The 14958-nt window shown below is 68.0% G+C and carries 19 protein-coding genes, 3 tRNA genes and 1 pseudogene; 6 read left to right on the forward strand and 17 right to left on the reverse strand.

The genetic code is table 11. From position 1 onward, the window contains the following. Positions 1-95: 95 nt before the first annotated feature. On the reverse strand, positions 96-482 hold the full coding sequence (gene rplL, locus ACFWV3_RS09115; RefSeq protein WP_382409963.1) for a 50S ribosomal protein L7/L12: 387 nt from the start codon (positions 480-482) through the stop codon (positions 96-98). A 56-nt stretch (positions 483-538) separates the two neighbouring features. Then, the gene (gene rplJ, locus ACFWV3_RS09120) at positions 539-1093 is read right to left on the reverse strand and encodes a 50S ribosomal protein L10 (protein ID WP_382409965.1); all 555 of its coding nucleotides are present in this window, start codon (positions 1091-1093) and stop codon (positions 539-541) included. Positions 1094-1372: 279 nt separating this feature from the next. Here rplJ and ACFWV3_RS09125 point away from each other — a divergent pair, with 279 nt between their 5' ends. From ACFWV3_RS09125 to ACFWV3_RS09135, 3 genes and pseudogenes are all read left to right on the forward strand, one after another. Further along, complete coding sequence (locus tag ACFWV3_RS09125; protein ID WP_382409967.1) at positions 1373-2083, forward strand: hypothetical protein; 711 nt, start codon at positions 1373-1375, stop codon at positions 2081-2083. A gap of 54 nt (positions 2084-2137) precedes the next feature. Continuing rightward, a pseudogene (locus ACFWV3_RS09130) lies at positions 2138-2293 on the forward strand (ubiquinone biosynthesis protein UbiE); the annotation flags it as partial. Positions 2294-2301: 8 nt separating this feature from the next. Further along, on the forward strand, positions 2302-2772 hold the full coding sequence (locus ACFWV3_RS09135; protein WP_382410478.1) for a methyltransferase domain-containing protein: 471 nt from the start codon (positions 2302-2304) through the stop codon (positions 2770-2772). A 428-nt stretch (positions 2773-3200) separates the two neighbouring features. Here the strand turns inward: ACFWV3_RS09135 and rplA are convergent, their stop codons facing one another. The 12 genes from rplA to ACFWV3_RS09195 all read right to left on the reverse strand — a co-directional run bounded on the left by rplA (position 3201) and on the right by ACFWV3_RS09195 (position 11112). After that, complete coding sequence (gene rplA / locus ACFWV3_RS09140) at positions 3201-3911, reverse strand: 50S ribosomal protein L1 (protein WP_030473499.1); 711 nt, start codon at positions 3909-3911, stop codon at positions 3201-3203. Positions 3912-3988: 77 nt separating this feature from the next. Further along, the gene (gene rplK, locus ACFWV3_RS09145) at positions 3989-4423 is read right to left on the reverse strand and encodes a 50S ribosomal protein L11 (protein WP_065915943.1); all 435 of its coding nucleotides are present in this window, start codon (positions 4421-4423) and stop codon (positions 3989-3991) included. Positions 4424-4510: 87 nt separating this feature from the next. After that, the gene (gene nusG / locus ACFWV3_RS09150) at positions 4511-5302 is read right to left on the reverse strand and encodes a transcription termination/antitermination protein NusG (protein ID WP_382409970.1); all 792 of its coding nucleotides are present in this window, start codon (positions 5300-5302) and stop codon (positions 4511-4513) included. Between the two features lie 40 nt (positions 5303-5342). Then, entirely contained in the window at positions 5343-5756 is a 414-nt protein-coding gene (secE, locus tag ACFWV3_RS09155; RefSeq protein WP_382409972.1) for a preprotein translocase subunit SecE, read from the reverse strand. A gap of 34 nt (positions 5757-5790) precedes the next feature. After that, positions 5791-5863, reverse strand: a tRNA-Trp gene (locus ACFWV3_RS09160). Positions 5864-6100: 237 nt separating this feature from the next. Further along, positions 6101-6511 (reverse strand): MaoC/PaaZ C-terminal domain-containing protein, encoded by a 411-nt coding sequence (locus ACFWV3_RS09165; RefSeq protein WP_382409974.1) that lies wholly within the window; start codon positions 6509-6511, stop codon positions 6101-6103. Next, positions 6508-6957 (reverse strand): MaoC family dehydratase N-terminal domain-containing protein, encoded by a 450-nt coding sequence (locus tag ACFWV3_RS09170; protein WP_382409976.1) that lies wholly within the window; start codon positions 6955-6957, stop codon positions 6508-6510. Before ACFWV3_RS09170 ends, ACFWV3_RS09165 begins: the two co-directional genes overlap by 4 nt. A gap of 90 nt (positions 6958-7047) precedes the next feature. Continuing rightward, positions 7048-7212 (reverse strand): 50S ribosomal protein L33, encoded by a 165-nt coding sequence (rpmG, locus tag ACFWV3_RS09175; protein ID WP_325510362.1) that lies wholly within the window; start codon positions 7210-7212, stop codon positions 7048-7050. A gap of 100 nt (positions 7213-7312) precedes the next feature. Next, positions 7313-7385: transfer RNA gene (locus ACFWV3_RS09180), tRNA-Met, on the reverse strand. A 57-nt stretch (positions 7386-7442) separates the two neighbouring features. Continuing rightward, positions 7443-7518 (reverse strand) — tRNA-Thr (locus ACFWV3_RS09185). 75 nt (positions 7519-7593) lie between these two features. Next, complete coding sequence (locus ACFWV3_RS09190) at positions 7594-10200, reverse strand: putative bifunctional diguanylate cyclase/phosphodiesterase (protein ID WP_382409978.1); 2607 nt, start codon at positions 10198-10200, stop codon at positions 7594-7596. A gap of 159 nt (positions 10201-10359) precedes the next feature. Then, positions 10360-11112: a PhzF family phenazine biosynthesis protein gene (locus ACFWV3_RS09195; RefSeq protein WP_382409980.1), complete on the reverse strand. Its 753-nt coding sequence runs from the start codon at positions 11110-11112 to the stop codon at positions 10360-10362. Positions 11113-11141: 29 nt separating this feature from the next. Here ACFWV3_RS09195 and ACFWV3_RS09200 point away from each other — a divergent pair, with 29 nt between their 5' ends. Next, positions 11142-11960 (forward strand): GNAT family N-acetyltransferase, encoded by an 819-nt coding sequence (locus tag ACFWV3_RS09200; RefSeq protein ID WP_382409982.1) that lies wholly within the window; start codon positions 11142-11144, stop codon positions 11958-11960. Positions 11961-12099: 139 nt separating this feature from the next. Next, entirely contained in the window at positions 12100-12309 is a 210-nt protein-coding gene (locus tag ACFWV3_RS09205) for a hypothetical protein (protein ID WP_382409984.1), read from the forward strand. A gap of 154 nt (positions 12310-12463) precedes the next feature. Here the strand turns inward: ACFWV3_RS09205 and ACFWV3_RS09210 are convergent, their stop codons facing one another. From ACFWV3_RS09210 to ACFWV3_RS09220, 3 genes are all read right to left on the reverse strand, one after another. Continuing rightward, positions 12464-12892 carry a carboxymuconolactone decarboxylase family protein gene (locus ACFWV3_RS09210; protein ID WP_382409986.1) on the reverse strand — a complete coding sequence of 143 codons (429 nt, stop codon included), beginning with the start codon at positions 12890-12892 and terminating at the stop codon, positions 12464-12466. 79 nt (positions 12893-12971) lie between these two features. Further along, positions 12972-13706 carry an SDR family NAD(P)-dependent oxidoreductase gene (locus ACFWV3_RS09215; protein WP_382409988.1) on the reverse strand — a complete coding sequence of 245 codons (735 nt, stop codon included), beginning with the start codon at positions 13704-13706 and terminating at the stop codon, positions 12972-12974. After that, positions 13703-14521: an NAD(P)-dependent oxidoreductase gene (locus ACFWV3_RS09220; protein WP_382409990.1), complete on the reverse strand. Its 819-nt coding sequence runs from the start codon at positions 14519-14521 to the stop codon at positions 13703-13705. The genes ACFWV3_RS09215 and ACFWV3_RS09220 overlap by 4 nt, the downstream gene beginning before the upstream one ends. A gap of 83 nt (positions 14522-14604) precedes the next feature. Between ACFWV3_RS09220 and ACFWV3_RS09225 the strand changes: the two genes are divergently transcribed. Further along, positions 14605-14958 (forward strand): winged helix-turn-helix transcriptional regulator, encoded by a 354-nt coding sequence (locus ACFWV3_RS09225; protein ID WP_382409992.1) that lies wholly within the window; start codon positions 14605-14607, stop codon positions 14956-14958.

The following is a 14958-nucleotide window of genomic DNA, read 5'->3' on the forward strand; positions in this document are numbered from 1 at the left end:
ACCCCGGACACGCAAAACGGGCGTGCACCCCCGTTGAGGTGCACGCCCGTTCAGGCACTGCGAGGCAGAGCGCCGGCCCCCGGAGGGGCCTCAGATCACTTGAGCGAGATCTTGGCGCCGGCGGCCTCGAGCTTCTCCTTGGCGGCGTCGGCGACGTCCTTCGCCACGTTCTCGAGGAGCGGCTTCGGAGCGGACTCGACCAGCTCCTTGGCCTCCTTCAGGCCCAGGCCCGAGACGACCTCGCGGACGACCTTGATGACCTGGATCTTCTTGTCGCCGGCGCCCTCGAGGACGACGGTGAACTCGTCCTTCTCCTCGGGAGCCTCAGCGGCGGCACCGGGGCCCGCAACAGCGGCAACGGCGACGGGCGCGGCGGCGGTGACCTCGAAGGTCTCCTCGAACTGCTTCACGAACTCCGACAGCTCGAGGAGGGTCATCTCCTTGAACGCGTCGAGCAGCTCTTCGGTGCTGAGCTTCGCCATGATCGGCGGTCCTTTCTAATCTCCCGCGCGAAAGCGCCGGGCGTGTCTTCGGGTGATCAGCTTTCGGCGGGAGCGTCGGCCTCGGCGGCGGGAGCCGCAGCGGCCTTCTTCTCCTGCAGGGCAGCAGCCAGGCGAGCGACCTGGGAAGCCGGGGCGTTGAACAGACCCGCGGCCTTGGCCAGGTTGCCCTTCATCGCGCCCGCGAGCTTCGCGAGCAGCACCTCACGGCTCTCGAGGTCCGCGATAGCGGTGACCTCTTCGACCGAGAGCGGGCGGCCATCCATGTAGCCGCCCTTGATGACCAGGGCCTTGTTGTCCTTCGCGAAGTCGCGGATCGCCTTGGCGGCGTCGACGGGCTCGCCCTCGACGAACGCGATGGCGGTCGGACCGGCCAGGAGAGCCTCGAGGCCCTCGACTCCGGCGTCCGCAGCGGCCAGCTTGACCAGCGTGTTCTTCGCGACGGTGTACTTGGTGCCCGCGCCGAGAGCGCGACGCAGCGTGGTGAGCTGCGCCATGGAGAGGCCACGGTACTCGGTGACAACCGCTGCCGAGCTGGTGCGGAACTGGTCCGCGAGCTCAGCGACCGCCGTAACCTTGCTGGGCTTCGCCATGATCGCCTCCTCTCTGGGCTGGGTTAGACCGCCGGCTGGAGAAGGTCCCGAAACAACAAAAACGCCCTCGCGCACAAGCAGCACGGGGCGTCACAAGAAGCTTTGCCTCGTCCTCCCTGCGCGGGCCGCCCGTGTTGCAACGGGGCCTTCGTTCTCCTCGCGGAGAAAACCTGCGGTCTTCGGTAGAACCTCGTGAAGACTAGCCGACGCCCCAGCGGCTCTCCAAATCGGTTCCCGGCCGCCCCGACCAGCGCGGTCGGAGACGGCATGATGTGACGTGTGACCGACGAGCCCGGCAAGGACCTCGCGCCCCGCCAGCCGCAGCCGCCGCAGCCGCCCGCTCCGCAGATGGACCCGGAGCAGCTGCGGCAGTTCCAGGAGTTCCAACGCTTCCAGGAGTACCAGCGCTACCAGGAGGCGACCGGCCAGGCACCCCAGCCGTTCAAGCCGCAGGGCAAGCGCTGGTGGCTGGTCGTGCTGGGCAGCGGCATCTTCTGGCGAGCGCTGTTCTTCCTCCTGGTCGTCTTCAGCGCCGTGTGGGCCTACAACCACTTCTTCGGCACCGACGACCCCGGCGACATCGCCCAGGACAGCGGCGGACTCACCGGCGCGGCACAGGGCCCGCGCACCCCCGCAGGCTTGCAGGGCACGATCGGCCTCTTCTACAAGCACGTTTCGTTCGCCGACTCGAAGCGCGCGTGCGCGCTATTCCACCGGCCCGACGCCGCTCAGAAGTTCGCCGACGGCTTCGGCGCAAGCGATTGCGAATCGGCGGTAAAGGACTTGAAGACCAAGGTGAAAAACGTCGACAAGTACCAGCTCCTTATCTTCCCGCCGGAGGTGCAGAACCCGCCCCCAGCCATCACCAAGATCACGATCGACTCGTGTCTCATGACGGTCGAGGGTGGGCCTCGTCTCGGCACCTTCATCGTCGAGAAAATCGACGCCGGCTGGCTCATCACCGACTGGTCACCGAGCACCTGTAGTTGATCGGGCTGCATGACCAAGGCAGCGGGAGTGCCCAGCATCGACAAGGTCGCGTACATGGACAACGTCGCCGCAGTAGCCGGCGACTACAAGCGCCAACTGCTGGACCTCCTGGAACTGCGCCCAGGCCTGAGCGTCCTGGACCTGGGCTGCGGCCCAGGAGCAGACATACCGTCAATAGCGGACGCCGTCACACCCACCGGCCGAGTAGTGGGCGTGACATCGAACCGCGCATGGTTGAGGCCGCCACCGCCCGCTTCCACCGCTGCCCCGAAATCGAGATCCTCCTGGGCGACGGCCACGTACTGCCATTCGAAGTCGCCACCTTCGACCGCGCACTACAACACGTGGCAGACCCCGCAGCTGTCTTGGCCGAACTCTTCCGAGTCCTCAAACCAGGCGGCCTGCTGCGCATGGGCGAACCGGACTGGGACTCGACAGTCGTGGACTGCGACCTGGAAACGACCAGAGCTTTCAACCGCTTCATTTGCGCAAAAATCGTCCGCAACGCTACATCGGCCGCCAACTCCCCCGCCTGGCGAGAGCAGCGGGTTCGAAGTGGACACCGTGCGCACGGCAGCACCGGTGCTCCGCGACTTCACCGAGGCAGGGCGGGGCGAGCCGAGCAGGCTGACGCAAGGGTCCCCCGGCACCCTGGATCCCCCACGACCAAACCTACTCAGCAGGTCTGACAGTCCTGCCACGCCGACACTCTCACGCGATGCCGAAGGCGAGCAGTGGCAGCCCCCGCACTTCCAACCGCGATGCCGAAGGCGAGCCGTGCGGACCTGACGCCGATGGGTAGCGGTGAACCCACTCGTTTTTTGCGATTGGGGCTTGACTTTGGGTGCGAGGTGCTACCACTTGTGGATGGGCCGGGTGCGGAGCATCCGGCCTTTTCCGGCCGACAGAGCGCCTCGCAAGGGCCCCGAAGTCAAGCCCCAATCGCGGATCGTCGCGGAGCGGCGATGAACACCCTCGCTTCGTCCGAGGTGCACGCCCACGCTGGAACAGGCACGGTCTCGGCTTTGGGTGACCACGCTGGAACTCGCACAGCACAGCCCAACAGAAAAGGCCCCCGGCAAAAACCGGGGGCCTTCCTCACAACAAAACCGGAGGCTCAGGCCTCATCCACCAGCATGTTGCGGGTGCGGTTCGGGTCAACCGGGATACCAGGCCCCATCGTCGTGGAGACGGTGACCTTCTTGACGTACCGGCCCTTGGCCGCGGACGGCTTCGCACGAAGGACCTCGTCCAACGCCGCCGCGTAGTTCTCGACCAGCTTCTCGGGGTCGAACGACACCTTGCCGATGACGAAGTGCAGGTTGGCCTGCTTGTCAACGCGGAAGTTGATCTTTCCGCCCTTGATGTCGTTGACGGCCTTGGCGACCTCGGGGGTCACGGTGCCGGTCTTGGGGTTCGGCATCAGGCCACGCGGGCCCAGGATGCGGGCGATGCGACCGACCTTGGCCATCTGGTCGGGGGTGGCGATCGCGGCGTCGAAGTCGAGCCAGCCACCCTGGATGCGCTCGATCAGGTCCTCGGAGCCGACGGCGTCCGCACCGGCGGCCTCGGCCTCTGCGGCCTTGTCACCGGTTGCGAAGACGATCACGCGGGCGGTCTTGCCCGTACCGTGCGGCAGGTTCACGGTGCCGCGGACCATCTGGTCGGCCTTGCGAGGGTCGACGCCGAGGCGAATCGCGACCTCGACGGTCGAGTCCAGCTTCACCTTGGACGTTTCCTTGGCGAGCTTGGCGGCCTCCAGCGGCGAGTACAGCCGCTCCCGGTCCACCAGCTCGGCTGCGGCCTTATAGGCCTTGCTGCGCTTCATGACTTCTGTCCTTACCGTGGATCAGTTCGTGGTGAATGAGCCGCGCTCGGCTCTCCCACGCTTGCGAAAGAGAAAGATCAGCCTTCGACCGTGATGCCCATGGAACGGGCGGTGCCGGCGATGATCTTCGCCGCCTGGTCGATGTCGTTCGCGTTCAGGTCGACCATCTTGGTCTGCGCGATCTGACGCACCTGCTCCATGGTCACCTTGGCGACCTTGACGCGGTGCGGCTCGCCGCTGCCCTTGTCGACGCCCGCGGCGGCGAGGATGAGTCGCGCGGCCGGAGGGGTCTTCAGCTTGAAGTCGAACGAGCGGTCTTCGTACACGGAGATCTCGACCGGCACGACCTGACCGCGCTGCGACTCGGTCGCGGCGTTGTAGGCCTTGCAGAACTCCATGATGTTGACGCCGTGCTGACCAAGCGCGGGACCGACGGGCGGCGCCGGGTTGGCGGCACCAGCCTTGATCTGCAGCTTGATGATCGCTGACAGCTTCTTCTTCTTGGGTGGCATTGTCCGTACTTCCTGTTATTGCGGTGTCCGCGCGCGGCCCTGCCAGCCGCAGCGTGGCCGATCGGTCCCCTCGCGAGAGGGAACCGCTCAGATCTTGGAGACCTGGCTGAACGACAGCTCGACCGGCGTCTCCCGGCCGAAGATCGACACCAGGACCTTCAGCTTCTGGCCGTCCGCGTTGACCTCGCTGATCGTCGCGGGCAGCGTGGCGAACGGTCCGTCCATGACCGTGACCGACTCGCCGACCTCGAAGTCGACCTCGATGGTCGGCTTCGGCGCGGCCGTGGACGCGGCCTTCTTGCCCTCGGCGGGCTTCTGCTCACCCTGCGGGAGCAGGAACTTCAGCACCTCGTCGATGGTGAGCGGCGAGGGCTTCGAGGTGGCTCCGACGAACCCGGTCACGCCCGGCGTGTTGCGGACGGCGCTCCAAGACGCGTCGGTGAGCTCCATGCGGACCAGGATGTAGCCGGGCAGCACCTTGCGCTGCACCAGCTTGCGCTGGCCGTTCTTGATCTCGGTGACCTCTTCGGTCGGCACCTCGACCTGGAAGATGTAGTCCTCCATGTCGAGCGTGTGGATGCGCGTCTCGAGGTTCGCCTTGACCTTGTTCTCGTAACCGGCGTACGAGTGCACGACGTACCAGTCGCCGGGCGCGTGGCGCAGGGCCTGACGCAGCTCTTCGGCGGGGTCGGCGATCTCTTCGTCGATCGGGGTCTCGTCGATCGCGAGGACGTCGACGTCCTCGTCGTCCGCGGTCTCGACGTCTTCGGAGTCCACAGCCTCCGACTCGACCGTCTCGTCGGCCGCGATGTCCTCGGACACCTCGTCGTCGATGAGGTCGGTCTTCTCCTGGGCGTCAACGCCGTTGTCGGAGCTCACTGTGGATCTCGCTTCCTGGTTGCAGCGGCAGCTGTCCGGCTCAGCCGAACAACTCGAAAACAGCCGCGCCGAAGCCGAGGTCGAGAGCCCACACCAGCGCAACCATGAAGACCACGAACACCAGCACGACGCCGGTGTAGGTGACGAGCTGCTTGCGCGTCGGCCAGATCACCTTGCGGAGTTCGCCGATGACCTCGCGGATGTAGCGGAAGAACCGCCCGATCAGCGAGGGACGCTTCTCCTGTCCGTCACGGGTCTTGGTCGGGCGACCCTTCTTCGCGTCCTCGTCCGAGGAGTCGGACTCGGCGACGCTCTTCTTCGACTCAGCGCTGCTGCCGTCCTTGCGGGCGGCCGGGCGAGAGGAGGCACGACGTTCACGTCGCGCCGCAGCAGTGGACGGCCGGACAGCGCCTTCGCGCTCCTCCGGCTGGTCCTGCTCGCGGCCCTCGCTCATGCCGTCCTCCACTCCACCCATGACGCTTCGACAGCAGGGGCGACAGGACTTGAACCTGCAACCTGCGGTTTTGGAGACCGCTGCTCTGCCAGTTGAGCTACACCCCTTCGAGATCCCGATCGGGATCCCCTGGCCAAGCAGGAAGTGTACGGGAGCCTGTCCCGTCCATTCCAACCAGACCGCTCAAGCACTTATCGAGCGGCCTGTCGCACAGCCTACCCACACGACGCACGAGAAGACGAATCAGGGTCGTTCAACTGAGGGGCGCTCGGGTACCGAAATCTCTCGTGAGCACGGCAAACACCACCGGACCGGGTCGCCCGGTGGTGTTCTTGATCACAAGATCAACCGACGCGCACGCGGGCGAAAGCACCTGTCAACACCGACTTGCCGTCAAAAGCCGCGGTGATGTTGACCTTCACAGTTCCGTCCTCGAAGTCCTTGGTGACCTTCGCGGAGACCTCGACCAGCGCGCCCTCGTCGTCGTTGGGCACCACGACCGGCCGGCCGAACCGGCAGCCGTACTCGACGATCGCACCGGGGTCGCCGATCCACTCGGCGACGATCCGCGAGGCGACGGCCATGGTGAGCATGCCGTGCGCGATGACGTCCGGCAGGCCGACGTCCTTCGCGGTCTTCTCGTTCCAGTGGATGGGGTTGAAGTCCAGCGAGGCGCCCGCGTAGCGCACCAGGTCGGCGCGCCTGAGGCGGACGGACAGCGCCGGCAGCTCGGTTCCCACAGCGGCGTTCGTCATGCGTCCTCTCCCCTCACGACGAGCATCGACTTGGCGACGGCGACGAGTTCGCCCTCGACGGTGCTGATCTCGGTCCGCACGGTCACCATGTCGTTGCCCATGCGGGACGTGATGGCGTCGATGTGCGCCACGCTGACGAGCTGGTCGCCCGCGGTGATGGGCCGGTGGTGCGTGAAGTTCTGGTCGCCGTGCACGACGCGGCTGTAGTCGAGCTCCAGCTCCGGGTCGAACATCACGGTCTCGTTGGTCTTCATCGACACGACGATCGCGAACGTCGGCGGGGCGATGACGTCCCTGTGCCCCAACGCCTTCGCGGCTTCGGCGTCGCGGTAGGCCGGGCTGGTCGCGCCGATCGCGTCGGCGAACTCGCGGATCTTCTCGCGGCTCACGTCGTACGGCTGCGACGGCGGGTAGCTGCGTCCGGTGAAACTGGGGTCGAGAGGCACCTGAGCAGCCTATAGGGCGTGCGGAGAGCCACCGAAAACACCGAAGCCCGCCCCGGCGTGCGGGACGGGCTTCGGTGAAGATCTACGCGCTCAGCGGGTTTCCTTGTGCGAGCGGTGCGTCTTGCAGTTCGGGCAGAACTTCTTCATCTCCAGGCGGTCCGGGTCGTTGCGCCGGTTCTTCCTGGTGATGTAGTTCCGGTGCTTGCACTCCTCGCACGCGAGGGTGATCTTCGGGCGTACGTCGGTTGCAGCCACGGTCCTTGCCTTCCTGAGAGCACGCGAACCCCCGAGGATCCCAGTCCGGGCTTACCGTCTGGCGGGGGTGGGCGACGAAGCCGCCCGGGATCTTGCTGAGTAGCGGTGGCCGGACTTGAACCGGCGACACAGCGATTATGAGCCGCTTGCTCTACCAACTGAGCTACACCGCTTTAACACAACTGCTTTACACAACTACAAGCCGCAGCGCTCAGCACTGCGGCCAGTAGTGGAGCCCCTTTACGGAATCGAACCGTAGACCTTCTCCTTACCATGGAGACGCTCTGCCGACTGAGCTAAAGGGGCTTGCTCTTTCGTTCTTGCTGAGCTGTGGAGAACTCTACAACACGCGGCAACCAAGAACGAAATCCGGGGGTCCCCTCAGTGCACGAGCGTGAGCACCGTCTCATCGCGAGCACCCCTGACCTGCACCGTTCGTGCCCGCAGCCACGCCTCGAAGCGATCTTCGGAGAGCGGCCGGGAGATCAGGTACCCCTGTGCCACGTCGCAGCCCATGCCGACGAGCTGGTCGCGTGCGGCGTCGTCCTCCACGCCCTCGGCGACCACGACGAGACCGAGCGAGTGCCCGAGCTCCACGATCGACCGGACCACGGCCATGTCGCCGAGGTCCGTGCCCATCCCGAGCACGAACGACTTGTCGATCTTCACCTCGTCGACCGGCAGCTGGCGCAGGTACGCGAGTGACGAGTAGCCCGTGCCGAAGTCGTCGACGGCCAGCACGACGCCGATCGCGTGCAGGCGCCGCAGCACCGGCAGGGCGCGCTCGGGATCGGCCATGACGCCCGACTCGGTGAGCTCGAAGGTCAGCAGGCCCGAGGGCACGTCGTGGCGCCGCAACGCGGCCTCGACGCGGTTCGGGAAGTCCTCGTCGCCCAGGGTCCGCACGGACAGGTTCACCGCGATGGACATCCGCAGGCCGCGGTCGAGCCAGCGGCGCACGCGTTCGAGGGCCCGGTCCATCACGAAGTCCGTCAGCACGTCCACGAGACCGGTGGCCTCGACGGCCGGCACGAACTCGTCCGGGTCGACGCGACCGAACTCCGGGTGCGTCCAGCGCACCAACGCCTCCGCGCCCACGACCTGACGGGACGGCAGGGCGACCTTCGGCTGGTAGTGCACCGAGATCTGCCCGGTCTCGACGGCCTGGCGGAACTGCGTCACGAGCTGGAAGCGGCGCAGGAACAGGTGGCCCATCGACGGCGCGTAGGCCTTCACCGGCGTGCCCTCGGTCGTGGCGCGCACCGCGACGTCCGCGCGCTGCAGCAACACGTCCGGGTCCGGGTCCTCGGTCTCGGAGTCCGCCTTCGACGCGTAGCCGACGACGGCCGAGGCCTCGACGGTGAGCCGGTCGACGGGGTACGGCACGGACAGGCCGGCGCGCAGGCGTTCGGCGATCTCGTGGGCCTCACCGGACCGCGAGTCGTCGAGGAAGGCCGCGAACGCGCCGCCCTCCAGCCGGGCCAGCGGCACGTCGGCCCCGAGGGCGTCGCGCAGCCGGCGTCCGGCGGCGACGACCATCCGGTTGCCCCAGGCCTGGCCCAGCGCGTCGGAGACCGTGGAGAGGATGTCGAGGTCGATGCGGAGCACCACGCCCCGCTGGGAGTCGCGCAACGGCTCGGCGCACGCCTCGCGCAGGCCCGCGCGGTTCAGCAGGCCGGTCAGCGGGTCGTGGTAGGCGTCGTGGCGCAGGCGGGCCAGCAGGCGGCGGTTGTCCACGGCCGTCGCGAGGTGCGAGGCGAGCGTGCGGAGCAGCTGGATGTCGGCCTTGCCGAAGCCGCGCCAGCGGGAGAGCCGGTCGTGCGCCTCGACGGCGCCGAGCAGCTGGGTCGCGCCGCGCAACGGGACGACCAGGGCCTCCTGCGCGTCGCGGCGCAGCAGGGCCTCGGTGACGTCCTCGGTCGCGTCGGCGACGCGGTAGTAGCGGACGTGCGTGCCGGGCAGCTGCAGGACGGGGTCCTCGCGCACGGCCCGCGGGTCCGTCGCGGTCATCTCCTCGGGCAGCGGTTCGCCGGCGACGAGGGTGATCATGGCTTCCTGCGGGTCGGTGCGCAGGCGCAGCACGACCCTGTTCGCGTTGAGCTGCTCGCGGATGCGTTCCGCGATCTGCTGCCACTCGTCCTCTTCGACGTTCGCCGTGAGGTCGTCCTCCGGCTGGCGGGGTCCGGTGCCGTGCTGGCCCGACCTCGCGACGCGGAGGCTGACCTCGCTCAACGCCTCCAGGTCGCGCTGCTCGCGCAACAGGCCGGAGTAGGCGAGGTAGGTGGCCACGATGCCGGCGAGCACCAGCAGGACGAGCACGCCGCCCCACTCGGTGGTGGCGACGATCTGGTAGCCGACGAGACCGATCGAGGTGTTCAGCAGCGCCACGACCAGCGTCTGCAGGACGAGACGGAGGCTGTTGCCGACGCGCATCGACTTGCCCATGAGCCGCAACGCGCAGAGGCCCAGCACGCTCGCGAGCATCGGCACGGTGATCGTGCCGACGAAGGCACCCGCCCAGAACGGACCGCCCTCGCCGATCATCCGGTTCACGGCCTCCGCGGCGGCGAACGCCACGGAGATCTCCATGAACATCAGACCCGCGTTGTAGACGGCCCTGTCGAGGATCCGCCTGCCGAGCAACGTGCCCACGCCCGCGACCACGTGCGCGGCGAGCACGATCTCGAACGGTGCCGCCAGCAGGCCCAGGACCAGCGGGATCTCGGTGAAGGAGATCGTCCACGCGACGCCGCTGCGGACGTCGACGTTGATCGCGAGCTGCTCGGCCAGCAGGAAGCCGACGACGAGCAGCGGGCCGATCCAGTAGAGGGAGGTGTTCTCCTTCTCCGGCAGCCAGGCCGCGACCATGCCCGCGCAGACGACGCCGGCCACCAGGAGGGTGACGGCGAACGCGCTGAACGCGCGGTTGGTCGACTTGGCCGACCAGGCGGCCGAGTCCGACACGGGGGCCGACGCTCGGTCGGACATCCAGCCTCCTCGTCGGCCTGGGTGGGGGGAACCTCTAGGCGTGACTGAGGGGTCCCGCACTTGGCGATCAGGACCCCTCCAGGGGCACCAATGTACCCCGCTCGGGGGACAAAATGGCAGGTCGAGCACCCTTGGTGACGTCGATTCACCCAGACGTGGTTAGACGGTGAGGCGCCCGTGGAGCACCGTCACGGCCCGCCCCGACAGCCGCACGCGATCTTGGGCGAGGGTCGCCCTGACCACCCCGCCGCGCGGCGACGCTTGCTCCGCCAGCAGGTCAGCGCGGTGGAGCCGGGGCACCCAATAGGACGCCAGCGTGCAGTGGGCCGAACCGGTGACGGGGTCCTCCGCGATGCCGACGGCGGGGTAGAAGCAGCGGCTGACGATGTCCGCCTCGCCGTCTCCGACCGCCGTCACGATTACTCCGCGTGACGGAAATTGTGCCACTCTCTGGACGTCGGGTCGCACGGAACGGACCTCCGCGGCGCTCCCCAGCTCGACCAGCAGGTCGTACCGTCCACGCGCCACGGACTTGATCGTCGCATGTGGCAGCGCTTCCGCTAGTCCGATTGGCGGGTCAATCAACTCTGGCGGGTCCGCGGGGAAGTCCATGTGGACCCACCCGTCGTCGTTCGTGCATGTGAGGACGCCGCTACGCGTGGTGAACTCCTGTTCACCGCCGAGCACGTGAGCGGTGGCGAGCGTGGCGTGCCCGCACAGGTCGACCTCGACCTCCGGCGTGAACCAGCGGAGGTGGTTGTCGGGGGTGACGAAGGCCGTCTCGGCGTGCTTCATCTCGGCCGCGACGGCCTGCATCCAGGCGTCCTCGCGCGGTTCGGTCAGGAGGACGACGCCGGCGGGGTTGCCCGCGAACGGCCGGTCGGTGAACGAGTCCACGACGTAGATCTCCACAAGCCGACCCTGCCATGGTCGGATGGGGCGTGGCCGAGATCTTTTCCCTCACCGAGACGGATCCGGATTCGCTGGGGGCGACCTGGGGACCGCTGCGCACGCACAGGCTCGCCTGGCAGCCGGGCTGCGACCTGCCCGCGTTGCTCGACGAGTGGGAGACCCGGCTGACCGGGCTCGACGACCCCGACACCGCGGCGCTGGTGACCGTGCCGAGCCACGAGGTCACGGCGACGCTGCCGTTGATCCACCACGGCTTCGCGCCGCTCACCGTGATCGCCGAACGCTCCGCCGGCACGTCGGCGGCCGCACGGCCGACCGAGGTGAGCGTGCGGCCGGCGACCAGGGCCGACCTGGACGTGGCGGTCGAGCTGAACATGCACACCGTTCGGTACGACTCGGCGTTCGGCATGGTCAACGAACGCCCGAACTCCGCGGAACACCTTCGTACGGCTTTGGCCGAGGTGCTCGACCGCGACCACGAGGCGATGTGGCTCGCGGTCCACGGCGACACGCCCGTCGGGATGCTCTACGTCGACATGCCGCAGGACGCCGGATGGATGGACCGGTTCGCCGCCGCGCGCCCGTTCGCCTACCTCGGGCACCTCGGCGTCGCACCCGACGCACGCGGGACGGGCGCGGGCAGTGCGCTCACGGCGCACGCGCACGACGTCCTGGACCGCGCCGGTGTCGCGTCGACGTTGCTCCACCACGCGCTGCCGAACCCGCGCTCGACGCCGTTCTGGTACTCGCACGGCTACCGGCCGCGGTGGACCGTGTGGACCCGCCGCCCGGCGCTGCGCTCGTCCCCCGGCGTGTCACCGCTGCTCGAACGGCCTAATGAGACATGATCCACCTGTTCACACAAGCGAAGAACTCGAACGGCACCGTACTTGTGGAACGAATCCGGGCTCTATTTCGACAAAGGGGTAACGGATTCGGACACCACACTGGGGGGTCGAGATGGAGCTCAGCGGAAGAGCGAGATCGATGTTGCGGGCTGTCGAGGCGGGCCGCGCCGAGGTCACGGGCGGTATCGAGCCCGAGCTCTACGTCGACGGACTGCCCTGCTGCGACCAGATGGCGACGCACGACCTCGTGCACGCGGGACTGCTGCGCCCCACGCAGCCCACGAGTTTCGGCCACCGCGTCTGCGCCGAGCTGACCGAGGACGGCCGCGCGGCTCTCGCCGCGATCTGACAGCGCACCGACCGTCGTGATCGAACATTTGTTCGACATGGGGTATGCTGCGCGCGGAGACCGGCACGCAAGAGAGAGGAAGCTCTTGCGCGCCGGTCTCTTCTGTTCGTTCCCGCTGCACCCGTCCTGTGGCGCCCGTCCTGGTGGGACTGTCCTAGGCGGACACCTTCTGCCGCGAGCCGACGTTGAGCCGGTTCCAGGTGTTGATCGCGCAGATCGCCAGCATCAGCCCGGCCAGTTCCTGCTCGCTCCAGTGCTTCGCCGCCTCGTCCCACACGGCGTCGCTGACGTGCACGTGGGTCATCTCCTCGGCGAGCGCGAACGCCGCCTTCTCCGCGTCGGAGTAGTACGGCACGTCCCGCCAGCCGGCGACGGCCCAGATCCGCTCGTCCGCCACGTCCGCCTCGCGCAGCAGCTTGGTGTGGTAGTCGATGCAGGCCCCGCAGCCGTTGACGATGCTGACCCGCAGGCAGATCAGCTCCACGAGGTCCTTGTCGACACCGGTGGTCGCCGCGGCCGCGGACAGGTCGAGCATGGCCTTCATCGCGCCGGGCACCGACATGACCGGGTTGGTGATCCTCATCTTCGTTCTCCTGTCTCGTCGTCTGCCTGGTCGACCCGGCGGGCGCGCGATGTGTGACAGGTGAGCCGAAGAATTTTCCTCAGGCGCTCACGCCCTGGCCGAGGCCGCCGTCGACGGGCAGGTCGGCGCCGGTCGTGAAGGTCGCGTCGAACGCGAGGAACAGGACGGCGTCGGCGACCTCGTCCGGGGTGCCGTGGCGCTTGAGCGGCGTCGTCTCGTCGCCTTCGTGCTTGAACGCGTCGAGGACGTCCTGCGGCACACCGGTCACGCCCATGGACGGCGTGTCGATGAAGCCGGGGCTGACGACGTTGACCCTGATCTTGCGCGGTGCGAGCTCCGTGGCGAAGGAGCGGCCGAACGACCGCACTGCCGCCTTGGCGCCGGAGTAGACGCTCATCCCGCGCGCACCGCCGGTCTGCGCGACGCTCGTCGTGAAGACGATCGCACCGCCCTCCTCGACCAGCGGCGCGAGGCGTTGCGCGGTGAAGAAGGCGCCCTTGGTGTTCACGTCGAACGTGCGGACGTAGTCGTCCTCGGTGACGTCGTGGAACTCGTGCAGCGTGGCGTAGCCGACGTTGATGAAGAGCAGGTCGATGCTGCCGAGCCGCTCGCGGACCTCGGTCTCGAGCCTGACGATGTCGTCGAGGTTCGCCGCGTCGGACGCGATGGCGTGGGCCTTGACGCCCGCGGCCTTCTCGGTCGTGCGGCCGGTCAGCAGCACCTCGGCGCCGCCGTCGACCAGCTTGTCGACCACCGCGCGTCCCATGCCGTGCGTGCCGCCGGTGACGACGGCCTTCTTGCCCAGGTACTTCACTTCCGGATCTCCTCGATGACGCTCGCGATGCCGTGTGCGCCGTGGCCGTTGAGCTTGGCGCGTTCGAACAGGTGGTGCAGGACCTGCGGGAGACTCGTGTCGAGCCCCTGCTCCGCGTTGGCCTCGGTGAGCAGGCGCAGTCCGGACACGTTGATGTCGAGCGCGGACACGTCGGTCTCGTAGTTCCTCGTGTGCGTCTCCTCCCCCATCGGTGGCAGGAGGGTGCTGACGACGGCGAGCCAGTCGGTGGCGAGCGGCGTGAACCGCTCGGGCGTGACTCCGGCGCTGCCGACGAGCGCGAGCGCCTGGAGGTAGCCGCCGAAGGTCGACCACATGAGGCCGAGCAGCGCCAGGTCGTAGAGCGCCGCGAGACCGGCGTCCTCGCCGAGGTGCACGGGTTCGCCGAACGCCTGCAGGACGTGGTGGTCTTCGCTGCCGCTGAACAGGATCCGCGCCTGGTCCGTGCCGATCTGCTGCGGCACGGCCATGATCACGCCGTCGACGTACTCGACGCCGTTCTCCTTCGCCCACCGCGCGGTGGCACGTGCCTGCTCCGGCGTGCCGGACGTCAGGTTGACGAGGGTCTTGACGCCGTTGGTGAGCAACGGCTGCTGAACGTCGTAAGTGGACAGACAGGTGACGACGACGTCGGCGGCGAGCGCTTCCTCCAGCGTTGCCTCGACCGTGCCGGCCGGCCGCGGTTTGGCCGACCTGTTCCAGACCCGCACTGCGAAGCCCTCGTGCGCGAGGGCGGTGGCGAGCGCGCTGCCCATCCGGCCGAGGCCGAGCACGCTCACGGTTTTCGTGTTCCCCATGCCGGCAATGCTCGTTCCGACACTGTCGAGGCGACAAGTACCTACTATTTTGTCAGGTACCCACTTTTCGGTAAGGATCCTGGATGAAGCCTCGGCAGTACGCGTGCGGCCTCGACGCGGCGATCGACGTGATCGGCGGACGCTGGAAGGCACTGGTCCTGTGGGCCCTGCACCACGGCCCGATGCGCACCGGTGAGCTGCGCAGGTCCGTCTCCGGCATCAGCGAGAAGATGCTGATCCAGGTGCTGCGCGAGATGGAGGCGGACGAGATCGTGCACCGCGAGGTGTTCCACGAGGTGCCGCCGCGCGTCGAGTACTCGCTGACCCCGTTGGGAGCGCGCCTGAACGAGGCGCTGCTCCCCCTGGGCGACTGGGGCGAGGACAACATGAGGGCGATCGCCCGCCGCCGCGGCGTGGAACCGGCGCCGCGGCACTGA

Source organism: Lentzea sp. NPDC059081 (genome assembly GCF_042738015.1).
Taxonomy (GTDB): domain Bacteria; phylum Actinomycetota; class Actinomycetes; order Mycobacteriales; family Pseudonocardiaceae; genus Lentzea.

Excerpts from the sequence above, each read along its gene's own strand:
- rplL (WP_382409963.1), bottom strand. The coding sequence starts at position 482 with ATGGCGAAGCTCAGCACCGAAGAGCTGCTCGACGCGTTCAAGGAGATG.
- rplJ (WP_382409965.1), bottom strand. The coding sequence starts at position 1,093 with ATGGCGAAGCCCAGCAAGGTTACGGCGGTCGCTGAGCTCGCGGACCAG.
- rplA (WP_030473499.1), bottom strand. The coding sequence starts at position 3,911 with ATGAAGCGCAGCAAGGCCTATAAGGCCGCAGCCGAGCTGGTGGACCGG.
- rplK (WP_065915943.1), bottom strand. The coding sequence starts at position 4,423 with ATGCCACCCAAGAAGAAGAAGCTGTCAGCGATCATCAAGCTGCAGATC.
- secE (WP_382409972.1), bottom strand. The coding sequence starts at position 5,756 with ATGAGCGAGGGCCGCGAGCAGGACCAGCCGGAGGAGCGCGAAGGCGCT.
- ACFWV3_RS09165 (WP_382409974.1), bottom strand. The coding sequence starts at position 6,511 with ATGACGAACGCCGCTGTGGGAACCGAGCTGCCGGCGCTGTCCGTCCGC.
- ACFWV3_RS09190 (WP_382409978.1), bottom strand. The coding sequence starts at position 10,200 with ATGTCCGACCGAGCGTCGGCCCCCGTGTCGGACTCGGCCGCCTGGTCG.
- ACFWV3_RS09205 (WP_382409984.1), top strand. The coding sequence starts at position 12,100 with ATGTTGCGGGCTGTCGAGGCGGGCCGCGCCGAGGTCACGGGCGGTATC.
- ACFWV3_RS09210 (WP_382409986.1), bottom strand. The coding sequence starts at position 12,892 with ATGAGGATCACCAACCCGGTCATGTCGGTGCCCGGCGCGATGAAGGCC.
- ACFWV3_RS09220 (WP_382409990.1), bottom strand. The coding sequence starts at position 14,521 with ATGGGGAACACGAAAACCGTGAGCGTGCTCGGCCTCGGCCGGATGGGC.
- ACFWV3_RS09225 (WP_382409992.1), top strand. The coding sequence starts at position 14,605 with ATGAAGCCTCGGCAGTACGCGTGCGGCCTCGACGCGGCGATCGACGTG.